Here is a 16,097-nt window from a genome sequence, read left to right as displayed (position 1 = left end):
TGTAAAACCCGCCCCTACCAATCCGTTACGCTCGAAGCTGCACGGGCATTACCAAGAATGTAGCATTGACTCCGCCCAAAGGCTGGAAAATTACGGGGGCTAAAGCACCGTTTAATTGCAGTTGAATTTCTGGGGATTGAGCAGTTTTCAAAATGTCAATTAAGTATTTCACGTTGAAAGCAATATCGATGCTATCTCCCGAAATCTGTGCGGGCATTGACTCTTTGCCACAGCCGACATCTTTAGCATCTACAGACAAAGTAATTTCCTGATTTTCCTCGTCGATGCTGCATTTGAGAATATTGTTTTTTTGGTCTGCAAAAACGGCTATTCTTTCTACGGCTGCTAAGAACGATCGCCTTTCTAAGGTAATTTGTCGCTCAAAAGACGGTGGAATCAACTGCCGGTATGCGGGATATTGCCCTTCCAAGGTGCGGGTTGTCAGCCGCTGGTCTGCCCATTCAAACACTACTTGACCGTGTTCAAAATGCAGGGTGACAGGTTCAGTCCACTGGCGCATCACCAGCATTCTTTCTACTTCCCGCAATGCTTTAGCGGGGACTGTCACCTCAAATTCTTCTTGGGTTTCTTCGCCTTCAGCTTTTTCATTGGCAGTTTGAACTACTGCCAATCTGTGGCCGTCTGTAGCTGCAAATTCCAGGCAATCTTGCAATACCTTTAAATGCACGCCTGCAAGTACCTGTTTTGCCTCGTCGGGGCTAGTAGCAAATAAAGTTCCTTTGAGTCCTTCTATCAAGGCTTCCGGTGGCAATTTAAGGATTGTTCCGGCTTCGATTGCGGGCAATTCTGGGAATTCTTCCGGGCCCATGCCTCTAACTTGGTAGCTGCCAGAACTGCAAGTGAGATATGCTACGGTGTCTCCCGCTTCGTCTTCTAGAGTAATCTCTCCATCTGGGAGTCTCGAAACAATATCGTTGAGTAATTTAGCGGGTATGGTAAAACTGCCACCGCCAGTCACTTCTGCTGCGAAGCTGGTACGAATGCCTAAACTGAGATCGAAAGCTGTCAAGCTAACCCGCTGATTTTCCTCATCCGCGACTAAGAGCACGTTGGCTAGTACCGGATGTGTCGGGCGGGAGGGAACGGCCCGACTTACCAACGAGAGGTTGGCGTTGAGGTCACTTTGGGTGCAAACCAATTTCATTGTAGGAAGGTTAATTAACCGGATTTGAAACAGAAACAAATGGTATCACAGAAAGCCGGCGGGTCGGTTTTTCTGTGTGTAGGGCTTAAGCATGGGGCTAGAAACCGGGTTTCTAGGCAAAATTTTGCCTGTAAAAACGAGAAATCTTCCAAGAAACCGGGTTTCTGAGGTTAGTGCGCGTCGCGAATTATGTGTTTTGGGTGTGCAGGGATCGCTAGTATTTTTTAATTTATGGAATTATTTTTGTATCGATCGCCCTGTGGAAACTGTGGAAAAAAAAGCTAACTGCTTGCTGCGTGTCACTTATAGATAATAAATACCTGTGGAAAACTTGTGGAAAAACTGGTGCGGTCGATCGCCTTTTTTTGTGCAAAAGCTGTTTCGGGCGATCGAGTAAAGTTTTCCACAAACAGAGGGCAACTTTTCCACAGGTTTTTCCACAGGCAATATCGAATCCGGTGGCATCGAAAGTGTGGGTTTGTTTACGCTCACCCCGTCTGCACCGGTGCGTCGCTCAAAGATTGTGGATACTATTTAAGATTTAAGGGTGGCGACGCACCCTACGCCATGAGTGAATGTGTGAAAAGAGGTTCAAGTTTTGCGGCTGACAACGTTAATTCGATCGCTCAACTGACGCAAAGTTTGAGCCAAATTCGGGTCAGTGTTCCGCAACTGAGCAATTTTGTCGCAACTGTAAAGCACAGTCGTGTGGTCTTTGCCACCGAACACTTCGCCAACTTTCGGCAAACTCAAACCAGTATGCTGCCGAATTAAATACATCCCTATTTGACGGGCAAGACTAATTTCTCGCCGCCGGGAACTGCCTTTCAAATCTTCAACAGAAACATCAAACTCCTCAGCCACAACTGCAATTACTGCATCTGGCGTTGCCTCTACACTTTCAGTTTGCGGATTCAAAACCGGGGCGATATTTTCCACAGTCATCGGCAAACCAGTAATTGAAAGATATGCTACCGCCCGAATCAAAGCACCTTCCAATTCCCGAACGTTGGAAGTGTAACTAGAAGCAATGTATTCAATGACATCTCGCGGCAGGCGCATATTTTCATACTCAGCTTTTTTCTGCAAAATTGCCATCCGAGTTTCCAAGTCTGGCAATTGAATGTCGGCAATTAATCCCATGGAAAATCGGGAACACAAACGCTCTTGCAGGCGGGGGATTTGCTGCGGCGGACGGTCAGAAGCTAAAACTACTTGGTTCCCGGCTTCGTGCAGAGTATTAAAAGTGTGGAAAAATTCTTCTTGAGTATATTCTTTACCTTCAATAAATTGGATATCATCTATTAATAAAACATCTGCCGCCCGATAATGGTCGCGGAAAGTTTGCATACTGTCTTTGCGAATGGCGGCGATTAAATCGTTAGTAAATTTCTCAGTAGAAACGTAAAAAATCTTGGCGTTGGGGTCAATTTCCAAGCGATAATGACCGATCGCCTGCATCAAATGAGTTTTGCCCAAACCAACGCCACCGCACAAAAATAGGGGATTGAATTCTCGGCCGGGAGACTCAGCTACCGCGAGGGAGGCTGCGTGGGCCATGCGGTTGTTGGAACCGACGACAAAGCGGGAAAATAGGTATTTGGGGTTTAAATTGGCGGGTTTGGGGGGGTGAAGCGAGTGGCTTTCCGGGACATCCGCGATGGGGGAGGGCCAAATTATGGCCGAGTCGCTGCTGCCGTCTGTTTCGTTTCCCCCGGCAATTGTCAAGTAAATGTCTACGGGATAGCCGAGAATTTCTGCGACTGCATCGGCAAGGATTTCTCTGTAATATTTTTGCAACCAATTGCGAGCAAAGGGGTTGGGGGCGCTGACGATCAAACAGTTATTTTCGAGTTGTTCTGCCCTGGCAGTTTTGATCCACGTCTCAAAGCTAGGTCTGCTCAGTTGTACCTGGAGACGTTCAAGTATCTGATTCCACAGACTTTCGAGGGGAATGTCCACTGCTCACCTCTGCCGATCGGCATTCAAGATATTAATTCTACAGTCTAGAGAGTTTAGTCCTCAGATGCTAAAGTTTAAGGGAGTCTGCCGTAGCACGGGCCAGGGCCCGACGCCATCGCCCACAAATTTGGCGGCTCTGCAGTCCTGCGCCAGCTATCGGGGAGCTGCTCAGCAAATATTTAGATTTGGCAGGAAAGCCTTAAAACATGGCAATGAAGAGTTCTACTGGCAAATTTTGGAAGCAACCGGCAATTTACATATTGCTGCTGGTAACGGGAGCCGGGGCCGCCATGTTGGGCGATCGTCTGACGGTTTCTCAATTTCGTGCAAATTCTGGCGATTCGGGACAAAGGGCGCTAGAACCGAAATTGCAACTGCCTCCTAATACAAAGGATCAAGCTAGGAAAGTCTTGCCGCCGGTTCCCTTGTCGGGGGACGCGGCTAATGTGAATTTTATTGTGGCTGCGGTGGCAAAAGTTGGCCCGGCAGTGGTTCGGATCGATGCTTCGCGCCTGGTGAAACCGGGAAATAGAGGGCTGTCGCCGGAAGATTTTTTTGGGATAGAACCGAATTCGGGTGGCCGGGGCGGGATCGAACGGGGCACTGGTTCGGGTTTTGTCATCGGTGCCGACGGCCTGATTCTCACTAACGCTCACGTTGTAGAGGGAGCCGATACGGTAAATGTAACTCTCAGGGACGGCCGCAGCTTTCAGGGGCGGGTGTTGGGGGCGGATAAGGTGACGGATGTGGCTGTGGTGAAGATTGAGGCGAATAATGTACCTGTGGTGACGATCGGCAATTCGGATAAGCTGTTGTCTGGGGAATGGGCGATCGCCATTGGCAATCCTTTGGGTTTGGACAATTCCGTAACTGCGGGGATTATTAGCGCTACGGGGCGATCGAGCACTGATGTGGGCGTACCCGACAAGCGGATCGGTTTTATTCAAACAGACGCTGCAATTAATCCGGGGAATTCTGGCGGCCCGCTGCTGAATGCTTCGGGCGAAGTTATTGGCATGAATACGGCGATTATTCAAGGTGCTCAAGGACTGGGGTTTGCGATTCCCATTCAGGCGGCCCAACAGGTGGCGAAGGAACTGATTACGACGGGGAAAGTCGAACACGCTTATTTAGGCATTGAAATGGCGACGCTGAATCCAGAGGTTAAGCAGCAAATTAACAGCAATGCTACCAGCAGCCTGCGAGTTGCAGTCGATCGGGGTGTGGCTATTGTTAGCGTTGTTCCTAATTCTCCGGCAGCCGCATCCGGTTTGCGGGCTGGAGATGTGATTCAAAAAATTAATAATCAGCCGATTATTCAGTCGGAAGCTGTTCAGGAGTTCGTGCAAAATGCTAAGGTTGGCGGGCTGTTGCAAATGGAAATTAACCGTAACGGGCAAATAGTTAATTTGACTGTTAAAACGGGAAGTTTGCCGGTTCAAAAAGTTGGATAAGAAGGAAAGCACGACACGGATTAGGACACGGATACACGGATTAATTATTGAGTGAGTAAGTTAGATTTTGTTCCTCCATTCAACCGACAAAACGGTAACAACAAATAACCAATAAGGACTAACCAATAACTATGGCAGAAATCTTACAAATCTCACAATTAGGAAATCCCGTATTGCGCCGCCGATCGCAAGTTGTCGAGAATATTAAAGACGATCGCATTCAAGAGTTGATTGACAGCTTAATATTTACAGTACAGCAGGCAAACGGAGTGGGGATTGCCGCCCCTCAAGCGGCTCAGTCCGATCGCCTGTTCATCGTCGCATCTCGCCCCAACCTGCGGTATCCCCAAGCACCCAACATGGAGCCCACAGCGATGATTAATCCCCGGATTGTGGCTGCATCAACAGAGACAGTCAAAGACTGGGAAGGCTGTTTGAGCATTCCGGGGATTCGGGGATTGGTGCCCAGAAGTAGGGCGATCGAGATAGAATACACCAGTAGAGACGGCAAACTCCACCGACAAGAATTGACAGACTTTGTGGCCCGAATTTTTCAACACGAACACGACCATTTAGATGGAATCGTGTTTTTAGACAGGGTGGAAAATACCCACGAACTGATGACTGAGGATGAGTACCAGCAGCAATTTGTCAAGCTGCTCTGACCATACGGGAGCAATTCTCCAATCCCAAATCCCAAATCCAAAATCTAAAATCTAAAATCGATTGACCGAGGACGAGTACCAAAAGCAATTTGTCAAGCTGCTCTGACAGTTGGTATAATTGTTAGCAGTAATATCAGAGATGTTGCAAACAGGAGAGCAAATGTCTATCAACTTAGAAAAAGGCGGGAGAATCAATCTCTCTAAAGAAGCACCGGGGCTAAAAAATGCCGGGATTGGTTTGGGATGGGATACCAATGCTACAGACACCGGCGCAGCGTTTGACTTAGATGCTTCCGTGTTTATGTTGGGGGCTACTGGGAAAATTCCCGGCGAAAAATACTTTGTTTTCTACAACAACAAGGAGTCGCCGGACACTTCTGTAATACATCTGGGAGATAGCAGAACCGGAGAAGGATTTGGCGATGATGAAACCGTTACAGTCGATTTAACCAAAGTCGATCCGGCGGTGCAAGAAATTGTGTTTGTGGTAACTATCCACGAAGCAGAATTGAGAAGGCAAAACTTCGGTCAAGTGCGGAATGCTTTTATCAGGATTTACGACACTACTACTAACACAGAAGTAACGAAGTACGATTTGGACGAGGATTTTTCTAGGGAGACAGCGGTAGAGTTTGGCAGACTTTACAAGAAAGACGGCGAGTGGAGGTTTCAAGCTGTAGGAGAAGGCTACAATTCCGGCTTGCAAAGCTTTGTAGATAAGTATGCCGGATAAAAGGTCGTTAGCGAAGCCCTCGAAGAGGATCGCTCCTAACTAAATAAATCGAGGGGAAATTCGGAAGCAGGAATATTTCCCTCGATTTTAAGCCAGACTCATGAGGTGACAAACCAGATGGGAATTCAATTAAAGAAGGGCGAAAGATTTAATCTTTCTAAAACATCTCCAAGTTTAACAAAAGTTGCGATCGCCCTGGGATGGGAAATAGCAACTGAACTAAATTTTTCAGACTCAAACCAGCAAAGCTGCGATATCGATGCCTCGGTTTTTGCATTAGGTACGGACGGCAAAATCCCCGATGAAAGATACTTTGTATTTTACAATAACTCGCAGTCGCCGGACGGAGCGATCGCCCATTCGGGAGATAATCAAACCGGTCAAACTCAAGGGGATGACGAGACAATTGATGTAGACTTGGAAAAAGTAACGGCTGCTGTTGAGGAAATGGTTTTTGTGGTCACGATTCACGACGCACAAGCTAAACATCAAAATTTTAGCCAAATCAGAAATGCTTTTATCCGATTGTACGATCGCCAAACCGGCAGCGAACTAGCGCGCTATGATTTAACAGAAGCTTTTTCTGAAGAAACAGCAGTCGAGTTTGGACGGTTGTATAAAAAAGAGGCAGCTTGGAGATTTCAGGCCGTAGGACAAGGATATAAAGCAGGGTTGCAGAGTTTTGTTGACAAGTATCATTCAGAGATTCAACAGCCAGAAAAACCTGCACAACGTACAGTAGAACTGCCTAGATTACCAGTTATTGAAGATAGCCACAAAAGTCAGAAAGCTATAGCATTAGACAAAAAGCTTCAGGAGAAAGCGCCGCACATTTTCAATCTCGCTAAGAAAGCAGATATCTCGCTCAAGAAAGCAAATCTAACAAATCACAATGCTCAAGTAGCGCTTTGCCTTGATATTTCTGGTTCCATGTCTTCGCTATACAGTTCAGGAAAAATTCAGCGTTTGGCAGAGAAGATTTTGGCTTTGGGATGTCGGTTTGATGACAACGCAGCGATCGACATATTTCTGTTTGGAGTGAACCCACACAATCCCGGTGAAATGTCGATCGACAATTTCTCAAACTTCATCGACCATATACTGCAACAGTATCCTTTAGAAGGAGGTACTTACTACGGTAAAGTGATGAAGGAAATTAGAAACTTCTATTTTCCTGACGGTAGGGGTAGCAGGCGCTACGCAGCTATTAAAGCCGATAGACCTGTCTACGTCATGTTTGTAACTGATGGAGAAACAGCCGACGAATCGGAAAGCAAGCAGCAGCTACAATGGTCGTCCCACGAGCCGATATTTTGGCAGTTTATGGCGATCGGCAAGTCGCAGAAAGATGTCAAAAGTAAGGGAGTTCGAGGGTGGTTAGCAAGAGCCGTAGCGAGCGATTTTAGCTTTTTAGAGCAGCTTGACCAAATGGGCGATCGCTACCTAGACAACGCCGATTTCTTCAGTTTAGAAGACCCGGAGCATATTGCCGATGAGGAATTATACGATTTGTTGACTGCTGAATATCCGCATTGGGTAAAATCAGCACGAATCAAAAATCTCTTACCCTAGAAACAGCTTTTGCCGACAAACAAAATGCTAGCTTAGGGCAATCATTCAACTTCACCATAAACCTTACAAAATCACAAAGCTATGGCTATCAACTTAACCAAAGGACAATCAATAGTTCTCAGCAAAAGCGAATACGACTTGTCCAGACTGACAATGGGTTTGGGCTGGGATGTTGCACAAGCTAAAAAAGGTCTTTTCGGGCGAAGCAGCGGTGCAAATTTTGACTTAGATTCCTACGCTATGCTGCTGGGAGAAAATGGCAAAATAAAGAACTACAAAGAGGATGTAATTTATTACTCTCATTTGGAATCAAAGGACAAAACAGTTGTTCACTCAGGCGACAATCTCACGGGGGAGGGAGAGGGAGACGACGAACAAATAGTGGTGAAACTGAGTTCTTTGCCAGCAGAATATCACAAAATTATTTTGGGCGTAAATATTTACGATGGAAAAGAGAGAAAACAGCATTTCGGCCTGGTACAAAATGCTTTCGTGAGAGCTGTAGATGCCGCAGGCAAAGAAATCGCTCGCTATCGCTTGTCAAATGACCCATCTTATGAAGGAAAATTAAATATGTTGATGGGAGAAGTCTATCGAGAAGGCGGCGAGTGGAAGTTTAAGGCTTTGGGAAATCCTTTGGCTGAAGATATGAACGGTGTTGTCGGTTCGTTTATGCGGTGATATCAAATCTGTTAAATTCAGGCTTGTAGGGGCGGGTTCACCCAAAATACCTGTCAATAATTGACAATCTATATAAACCCGCCCCCTCCCAGCCCGCCATCAAAATGCACATTTTCCGTAGAATTGTAGGGGCGGGTTAACCAACAATATTAGCCAATAATTGACGATATAAATAAACCCGCCCCCCTCCAACGGTAAATCGCAATGCACATTTTCTGCATAATTGTAGGGGCGGGTTTCACCAAAATATTAGCCAATAATTGACGATATAAATAAACCCGCCCCCCTCCAACGGTAAATCGCAATGCACATTTTTAGTATTTGATCGAAGTCAAGGTTGATGTAGGTTATTTGTCGGGTGGGGGCGGGTTTATATAGATTGTTTGTGGGAATTAAATGTTATTCGTGAACCCGCCCCTACAAAAAATTACGAATCAATCTTTGACCGGCCGCATTGTCGGGAACATCACCGCATCGCGGATGCTTTGAGTATTAGTTAAAAGCATCACCAATCTGTCTACACCGATACCCATTCCCGCACAATTAGGCATTCCCAAAGATAAAGCTTGAATAAAGTCTTCATCCATTGGATGCGCTTCATCATCGCCCGCATTTTTCTGTGCTAACTGTTCCTCAAACCGCTTTCTTTGCTCTTTCGGATCGTTCAATTCTGAGAAGCCGTTCGAGTATTCTGTACCGTTGATAAATAGCTCGAAACGTTCTACAAATCCGGGCTTGCTGCGATGTCCTTTTGCTAAGGGACTGACTTCAACAGGGTAGTCGATAATGAATGTAGGTTGAATGAGTTTGGGAACAACTAATTTATCAAAAACTGCATACAGCACGTAGCCTAAACTCTGTTGTTCTAACTTAGACAGGTGCAATTCTAACTTGGTTGCAGAGTCGATCGCACTTTCCAAGTCCAAACTGTCAAAATCCAGCCCAAACTCGTCTCTGACAGCTTCTACCATCGTTTTCACTTGCCAGTGTTTGCCCTTGAAACCGGGATATTTTTCGCTGTAGTCGAACTTGCGTTCTAAACTAATCGTTTCCCCCTGATTTTCAATTTCCTTGACATCCCCAAATACCGCCGCCGCTGCGAAACATATCACGTCTTCGACTACTCCTAAAATGTCGAAAACATCAGCATAAGCTTGGTAAACTTCTAAAGAGGTAAACTCAGGATTGTGGGTGCTGTCAATGCCCTCATTCCTAAATGCTTTCCCTAGTTCAAAGACTCGCTCGAAACCGCCGCAAATTGCTCTTTTTAAGAATAATTCTGGAGCGACTCGCAAATACAAATCTACCTCTAAAGCATTGTGGTGAGTGATGAATGGCTTAGCAGCAGCACCGCCGTAAATAGCTTGCAGTGTTGGCGTTTCTATTTCGTAAAAATTGGCTTGCCAGAGATAGGAACGGATGCTTTGAACGATGCGGCTTCGCAGCATAAAACGGTTGAGCGCATCTTGGTTGCTTGCCAAATCCATTTCGCGGTGACGGCGGCAAACTTCGGGGTCGTTAATTCCATAATAAGAATCGGGAAATTGAATGGTAGCTTTTGATAAAAGCTTGAATTCCCTCACTAAAATAGAAAGTTCTCCCCTGGGGGTGCGGCAGCCGATACCTTCGACACCGACAAAATCGCCGACATCGAGCAATTTTTTAATTTGTTCAAAGCTCAAACCGACTTCGCCGGTGACGATTGCTTTCTCGATTTTGAGTTGAATTTTGTCTGTGGCGTCTTTTAAATCGATGAAACCAATTTTGCCGCTGTCTCGCTTGGAAGTGATGCGGCCAGCTAATCGCAGGGAAATTTCTTCGGGGTCACTTTGTCCGTTTTCGAGTTCTTTTCCCGGCTGACTAAATATTTCGCGAACTTGCTTGGCTGTGTGCGATCGCGCGTAGGATTCACTGGGATACGGTTCTATGCCTTGCGATCGCAGTTCGTCTACTTTTTGACTGCGGACTTCGGCTTCACTGAGAGTCATTAGTTATTGCCTGATTAAAATTACAAATATCTGACATCTTGCACTATTCTGGCGATCGTGCGATCGAGCGTTGCTCAAATCAACGCCCCACACGAAAATTCCTCTTTGTGGAACAGGCATCTTGCCTGTTCGCGATCGAGCTGCAAAATGTCAGAAACACCAAACTCTATCATAACTGGGTGGCTTTGAGAGCCAATTTGCCAAATAAATAAGTTACACCCTCTCGTACCCCGATCTCACAGATCCGCACTCGCCCCAGAAATATCTCCGATAAAAATTTACAATCGACTGCACAAAGCGACCGAAACATTAAAAAATTAAGTTGTCTGTCGATCGCAACAGGTGAGATGATATGTAGTGCAGCCTCACGGCAGTTCCACAGAAACTGAACAGCAGAAACGCGAGCGATCGAACTCGGCTCATCGCACCTCTGTCAGAATCGACCACACACACTCTCTCTTAACATATAAAAACCAGAATTATGGCTGTTGCAACCCAATCACTCGAAGAACTCTGCATCAACTCTATCCGCTTTTTGGCCATCGATGCGGTAGAAAAAGCAAAATCAGGACACCCGGGACTGCCGATGGGCGCTGCCCCTATGGCCTTCGTGCTGTGGGATCGGTTCATGCGGTTCAACCCCAAAAACCCCAAATGGTTTAACCGCGATCGCTTCGTCCTCTCCGCCGGCCACGGCTGTATGCTACAGTACGCCCTCATGTACTTGACCGGCTACGATAGCGTCACCCTCGACGACATCAAGCAATTTCGTCAGTGGGAATCCAAAACCCCCGGACACCCCGAAAACTTCGTCACCGAAGGCGTAGAAGTTACCACTGGCCCCCTGGGACAAGGAATTGCTAATGCCGTCGGTTTGGCAATGGCAGAAGCTCACCTCGCTGCTAAGTTTAACAAGCCCGACCATAAAATTGTTGACCACTACACCTATGTCATCATGGGTGACGGCTGCCACATGGAAGGCATTTCTGGCGAAGCTTGTTCTTTGGCCGGACACCTCGGACTCGGCAAATTAATTGCTTTGTACGATGACAATCACATTTCTATTGAAGGCGACACAAGCTTGGCCTTTACTGAAGATGTGGGCAAGCGTTTTGAAGCTTACAATTGGCACGTTATTACAGTAGACAATACCGCTCTAGACGAAGATACTAACCTAGAAGCAGTTCACAAAGCTATTGAAGAAGCCAAAAAAGTCACGGACAAACCGTCCATGATTAAAGTCCGCACAGTTATTGGTTACGGTTCTCCTAACAAGCGCAATTCTTACAGTTCTCACGGTGCTGCTTTGGGTACCGATGAAGTGAAAGCAACTCGTGATTTCTTGAAGTGGGAACACGCACCGTTTGAGATTCCTGATGATGCTTTGTCACACTTCCGCAAAGCAGTCGATCGCGGTGCTCAAGCTGAGCAAGAATGGCAGAAAGCTTTTGATGCTTATAAAGCAGCATATCCTGCAGAAGCAGCAGAATATGAGCGCACAGTGGCCGGCAAACTTCCTGAAGGTTGGGATAAAGTTTTGCCGACATACAAGGCAGAAGATAAAGCCGATTCGACTCGGAATCATTCTGGAAAATGTTTGAATGCTTTGGCAGGTGTGTTACCTGAATTGATCGGCGGTTCCGCTGACTTGGCATCTTCTAACATGACTTTGCTTAAGGGTGAAAAAGACTTCCAAAAAGGTCAGTACGAAGGACGTAACCTGCGCTTTGGTGTGCGGGAACACGGCATGGGTGCGATCGCCAACGGTATGCTTTTGCACGGCGGTTTAATTCCTTACTGCGCCACTTTCTTGGTATTTGCTGACTATATGCGGGGAGCAATTCGCCTCTCTGCACTCTCGGAAGCTGGAGTTATTTACGTAATGACTCACGACTCCGTAGCCTTGGGCGAAGACGGCCCAACTCACCAACCCGTGGAAACCATCGCTTCTCTGCGCGTAATTCCCGATTTGTTGGTAATGCGCCCTGCGGATGGTAACGAAACATCCGGCGCTTACAAAGTGGCCGTTGAAAGCCGCACTCGCCCAACTTTAATGGCTTTGTCGCGCCAAAATCTGCCCAACTTGGCCGGAAGTTCGATCGAAGGAACAGCCAAAGGCGCTTACATTTTGTCCGACGACGGCGGCACTCCCGACATCATTTTAATCGGCACCGGCGGCGAAACCTACCTCTGCGTTGATGCCGCTGAAAAATTGCGCGCCGCAGGTAATAAAGTGCGCGTAGTTTCGATGCCTTGCTGGGAATTGTTCGACTTACAAGATGCCGCTTACCGCGAATCTGTACTGCCGAAAGCTGTTACTAAGCGGTTGGCCGTTGAAGCAGGTTCTAGCTTCGGCTGGGGACGTTATTTGGGTTCTGAAGGCGATAGCCTCAGTATTGACAGATTCGGTGCTTCTGCACCGGGCCCGGTTGCTTTAGAAAAGTTTGGCTACACCGTTGATAATGTGGTAGCTAAGGCTCAGGCGCTGTTGGGCTAATAGCAGCAGCATAATTTTTGGTGGGGCGGGCTTCGGGCTCGCCCCATTTTTTATAGCAGAAGGAAGAAGTTCGGCAACGGATTCGCTTCCTTCCGATGTAACGGATGGATGGAAGAAGGCTTTAGTTATTTAGAAGATAAGGAAGAAGGAAGGAAAAGCTAAAATCTAAAATCTAAAATCGGCATCTAGGGTTTCACTTCGTCATACCTCACATCTTGCACCATTGTCAGGAACAGGCTTTTCTGCCTGTTCCACAAGAAAATTCATCTCTTGTGGAACAGGCCGAAAAGCCTGTTCATAAAAGGATTGAGAATGGTGCAACATATGAGTTATACCCAACCTAGAGCTCGCTACAGCTCGCGAATCATTGAGAATTGCTATATTAAGACTTACGGAAGAAAAACCAGTTTCTACCACTATATTCGGTTTGGCAACGAGATTTTTATGAAGAAACCGGGTTTTTAGCCCCCCGTGCCTCCATAACTGTATATTTCAGAGAGTTAAGATAAGTTATAAGTTATTGCCTTAAATTACTCCTTCCCCATTTGCCATTCCGTTTATGATTTGGAATTTTTTAAATCACCTGTTATTCACGGGAAATTATATTCCTCAAGGCTACTGTTACCTTTGGCCGCCAGAGCTAGTCGCACTCCACATAGTGTCAGACTCTATCATTGCCCTGGCTTACTATTCAATACCCCTCTCGCTAATTTATTATTTTATCTTTCAGCGAAAAGACTTGCCCTTTCGCAATATCTTTTGGCTGTTTGCAGCCTTTATTATCTCCGGCGGCACTACTCATGTGATGGAAGTTTGGACGCTTTGGCATCCTGTTTATTGGGTTTCTGGGATTCTAAAAATTATTACCGCCGCGATTTCTGGTTACACCGCTTTTGCATTAATTCCTTTCGTTCCCCAAGCCTTAACTCTCCTGAGTCCAACTCAATTAGGGATGATCGATTCAATACTGCAAAAAGAAATAATTGAACGCCGAGAAACGGAAGCTCGCTATCAAACTTTAACTGAAGCTTCGCCGGTGGGAATATTTTATGCAGATGCTGGAGGAGACTGCTTGTATGTCAACGAACGCTGGTGTCAAATTTCGGGAATAACTTGTGATGAAGCTTTGGGCAAAGGGTGGTTGCAAGGCATTCATCCAGACGATCGCGATCGGGTTTGTTCTGAATGGTATAGCGCCGCGCAGGAGAAATTGCCGTTTAAATCTGAGTACCGCTTTCAAGGCATTAATCACCCTCAAATCAGTTGGGTATTCGGTCAATCTGTCGGTCAAATCGGAGAAAATGGGGAGGTTAAAAGTTATGTGTGTACTATTACTGATATTACAGAACGCAAGCAGATAGAAGAGGAAAATCGACGGCTCAATGAAACTCTGGAGCATCGAGTTTCTGAGCGCACTGCTCAAATCGAAATTTCTAACCACCAATTGCAAAAAGAAATAGCTTACCGCGAAAAAATTGCTCTCACTTTGTTGGAATTGACGCAACTGCAAAATGCTATTCTTAATAGCGCTAACTACACAATTATTTCTACCGATTCCGACGGTACAATTAAAACATTTAATCGGGCGGCAGAGCAACTTTTAGGTTATTCGCTAGAAGAAGTAGTGGGGAAAGTCACCATAGCAATAATTCACGAGCCTCTGGAGGTCGCTCAAAGAGCTGAAGTTCTTTCTCAAGAATTGGGAGTTAAAATAGAGCCGGGAATTCAAGTATTATTTACCTTGCCGTGCCGGGAAATCGCGGACGAAAATGAGTGGACTTATATTCGCAAAGATGGTTCGCGGTTTCCGGTACTGCTGTCGGTGACGGCCTTATTTGATAGTAGCGGAAATATTAACGGTTTTTTGGGTATTGGTCAGGATATTAGCGATCGCAAACAAGCAGAAAAAGAGCTGCGTGACCTCACAAATGCCATGCAAAATACCGTGGAAGGCATTTCGCTGCTTGATATTGAGGGACGCTACGTGAAGGTTAACCGAGCTTACGCTCATAAATGCGGTTACGAACCGGAACAAATGCTTGGCATGGAATGGCAGCTTACCGTACATCCGGGCGATGTTGAGATGATGCTCTCAGCTTATCAGGAAATGTTAATTTCTGGGAAAGTAGAAGTTGAAGCTAGAGGAGTCCGAAAAAATCGCTCGTTTTTTTATAAGCAATTAACGATGGTAAAATCTTGCGACGCACAAGGGATATTTAACGGCCACCACTGTTTTATGAAAGATATCACTGAGCGCAAACTAACTGAAACAGCTTTGCAGGAAAGCGAATTTAAGTACAGGCAAATAGTTGAATTAGCAGAAGAAGGTATTTGGGTAATTGACAGAAATGGTCTCACGAATTACGTAAACCACGCAATGGCGCGTATGCTAGGTTATAGTGAATTAGAAATGTTCGGTCGCCCACTTTTTGAGTTCATGGACAAATCGGAAAAAGAAAAAGCTCTCGATCATATCGAGCGACGGAAGCAAGGTATTGGCGATCAACACGAATTTAAATTCAAAAGCAAGGACGGCAAAGATATTTGGACTCATATGTCTACCAGTCCAGTCATGGACTCCCAGGATAATCTGCTGTCTTGTTGCGCCTTGGTTTACAACATTACAAGCCGCAAAGAAGCAGAGCAGCAAATGCTGCAACTGACAGAAGATTTGAAGCGTTCCAACGAGGAATTAGAACAATTTGCTTATGTGGCTTCCCACGATTTGCAAGAACCGCTCCGAGCCGTTACCAGTTACACTCAATTGCTTGCCCAGCGCTATCAAGGAAATTTGGACGATCGCGCAGATAAGTATATTCATTATATTGTCGATGGCGCCACCAGAATGCAGCAGTTAATTAACGATTTGTTGGCGTATTCGCGCCTGGGAACGAGGGGTCAGGAGTTTGAGCAGGCGGACTGCAACGCTGTGGTTAAGCAAACTATGTGCAATTTGCAAATTGCGATCGCCGAAACAAAAGCTGTAATCACCTGCGACGCGATGCCAACCGTGATGGCGGATGAATTTCAACTGGTGCAATTATTCCAAAATTTGGTCGCCAACAGCATCAAATTTTGTCGCCAAGATATCCCGTTGATTCATATCGCTGCCTGCAGGCAAGAGAGTGAATGGGTGTTCAGTGTCCGCGATAACGGCATTGGCATCGATCCGCAGTATGCCGATCGCATTTTCATCATTTTTCAACGCCTGCACGGACGCCGCCAATATTCCGGTACTGGTATAGGTTTGGCGATGTGCAAGCGCATTGTTGAACGCCACGGCGGTCGCATCTGGGTGGAATCCCAAGAGGGAAAAGGAGCGACTTTTTACTTCACTATTCCTATAATTAGTACCTGAAGCCTCAAAATTCAATTTTGTT

The 16,097-nt window shown here is 46.2% G+C and carries 12 protein-coding genes; 7 read left to right on the top strand and 5 right to left on the bottom strand.

The window, feature by feature from the left end; genetic code table 11:
- Positions 1 to 25 precede the first annotated feature (25 nt).
- From dnaN to dnaA, 3 genes are all read right to left on the bottom strand, one after another.
- Complete coding sequence (dnaN, locus tag QUA88_RS01940; protein ID WP_006632140.1) at positions 26 to 1,165, bottom strand: DNA polymerase III subunit beta; 1,140 nt, start codon at positions 1,163 to 1,165, stop codon at positions 26 to 28.
- Between the two features lie 303 nt (positions 1,166 to 1,468).
- Complete coding sequence (locus QUA88_RS01935; protein WP_333056771.1) at positions 1,469 to 1,657, bottom strand: hypothetical protein; 189 nt, start codon at positions 1,655 to 1,657, stop codon at positions 1,469 to 1,471.
- Positions 1,658 to 1,756: 99 nt separating this feature from the next.
- Complete coding sequence (gene dnaA / locus QUA88_RS01930; protein ID WP_333056772.1) at positions 1,757 to 3,127, bottom strand: chromosomal replication initiator protein DnaA; 1,371 nt, start codon at positions 3,125 to 3,127, stop codon at positions 1,757 to 1,759.
- A gap of 212 nt (positions 3,128 to 3,339) precedes the next feature.
- Between dnaA and QUA88_RS01925 the strand changes: the two genes are divergently transcribed.
- From QUA88_RS01925 to QUA88_RS01905, 5 genes are all read left to right on the top strand, one after another.
- Positions 3,340 to 4,581: an HhoA/HhoB/HtrA family serine endopeptidase gene (locus tag QUA88_RS01925; protein ID WP_333056773.1), complete on the top strand. Its 1,242-nt coding sequence runs from the start codon at positions 3,340 to 3,342 to the stop codon at positions 4,579 to 4,581.
- Between the two features lie 131 nt (positions 4,582 to 4,712).
- Positions 4,713 to 5,246, top strand: coding sequence for a peptide deformylase (gene def, locus QUA88_RS01920; RefSeq protein ID WP_333056774.1), 534 nt, complete (start codon positions 4,713 to 4,715; stop codon positions 5,244 to 5,246).
- A gap of 160 nt (positions 5,247 to 5,406) precedes the next feature.
- Complete coding sequence (locus QUA88_RS01915) at positions 5,407 to 5,979, top strand: TerD family protein (RefSeq protein WP_333056776.1); 573 nt, start codon at positions 5,407 to 5,409, stop codon at positions 5,977 to 5,979.
- A 117-nt stretch (positions 5,980 to 6,096) separates the two neighbouring features.
- Positions 6,097 to 7,551, top strand: a complete 1,455-nt coding sequence (locus QUA88_RS01910) for a TerD family protein (RefSeq protein WP_333269940.1) — start codon at positions 6,097 to 6,099, stop codon at positions 7,549 to 7,551.
- An 81-nt stretch (positions 7,552 to 7,632) separates the two neighbouring features.
- Positions 7,633 to 8,232: a TerD family protein gene (locus tag QUA88_RS01905; RefSeq protein WP_333209118.1), complete on the top strand. Its 600-nt coding sequence runs from the start codon at positions 7,633 to 7,635 to the stop codon at positions 8,230 to 8,232.
- Between the two features lie 434 nt (positions 8,233 to 8,666).
- Here the strand turns inward: QUA88_RS01905 and lysS are convergent, their stop codons facing one another.
- Both lysS and QUA88_RS01895 read right to left on the bottom strand, forming a co-directional pair.
- Positions 8,667 to 10,220, bottom strand: a complete 1,554-nt coding sequence (lysS, locus tag QUA88_RS01900) for a lysine--tRNA ligase (RefSeq protein WP_333269937.1) — start codon at positions 10,218 to 10,220, stop codon at positions 8,667 to 8,669.
- A 309-nt stretch (positions 10,221 to 10,529) separates the two neighbouring features.
- Entirely contained in the window at positions 10,530 to 10,667 is a 138-nt protein-coding gene (locus QUA88_RS01895; RefSeq protein ID WP_333110366.1) for a hypothetical protein, read from the bottom strand.
- Between the two features lie 34 nt (positions 10,668 to 10,701).
- Between QUA88_RS01895 and tkt the strand changes: the two genes are divergently transcribed.
- Positions 10,702 to 12,717: a transketolase gene (tkt, locus tag QUA88_RS01890; RefSeq protein ID WP_333056780.1), complete on the top strand. Its 2,016-nt coding sequence runs from the start codon at positions 10,702 to 10,704 to the stop codon at positions 12,715 to 12,717.
- A gap of 559 nt (positions 12,718 to 13,276) precedes the next feature.
- Entirely contained in the window at positions 13,277 to 16,075 is a 2,799-nt protein-coding gene (locus QUA88_RS01885) for a PAS domain S-box protein (RefSeq protein ID WP_333056781.1), read from the top strand.
- Positions 16,076 to 16,097 lie beyond the last annotated feature (22 nt).

Origin of the sequence: Microcoleus sp. D3_18_C2 (assembly GCF_036702395.1) — a bacterium.
GTDB lineage: Bacteria > Cyanobacteriota > Cyanobacteriia > Cyanobacteriales > Microcoleaceae > Microcoleus.
Note: the sequence above shows the minus strand (reverse complement) of the source record. Positions and strands in the feature narration are given on the sequence as shown.